Origin of the sequence: Bartonella sp. AA83SXKL, assembly GCF_042196965.1 — a bacterium.
Classification (GTDB): Bacteria; Pseudomonadota; Alphaproteobacteria; order Rhizobiales; family Rhizobiaceae; genus Bartonella.
In genome coordinates this window covers 1-383 of the sequence record NZ_JBHIRG010000176.1, presented here as the reverse complement: position 1 = coordinate 383, position 383 = coordinate 1, and the positions used below count along the sequence as shown (strand labels likewise).

Below are 383 nucleotides of genomic sequence, written 5' to 3'. Positions count from 1 at the left end.
AAAAACTGATTTGCCCAGTAATAATGAGAGTTCATTCCACCATCGTTACTAATCTTCTGGAAAAACGTTAATTGATCTAACCTCTGAATGAGCAGACCATGCATGTTGAATAAAAATAATACCACCAGCAACAACAGCGTAACTTGCCGAACTCACTAAAAACCAGAAAAAATGAATAATATTTTTGGGATTCTGTAATTCATCCCCCATTAATTCACTACAGATAAGATTGATTTTATCAGAATTACACTCTATACTTAATATCATAATGAATATCGCGCAAACTTTAATCCGCTTTTGTATACTAAATATAGAGTAAGAGTATTGCGTATCTCTGTTTGGGTAATCTCTGAAACAGGTAGACAGCTTAATTTGGAGAGAAC

At 33.4% G+C, this 383-nt stretch carries 1 protein-coding gene; it reads right to left on the bottom strand.

Annotated features, from left to right (window positions below; translation table 11 throughout):
• Positions 1 to 48: 48 nt before the first annotated feature.
• Complete coding sequence (locus tag ACFINO_RS10430; protein WP_034448031.1) at positions 49 to 267, bottom strand: hypothetical protein; 219 nt, start codon at positions 265 to 267, stop codon at positions 49 to 51.
• Positions 268 to 383: the final 116 nt, after the last annotated feature.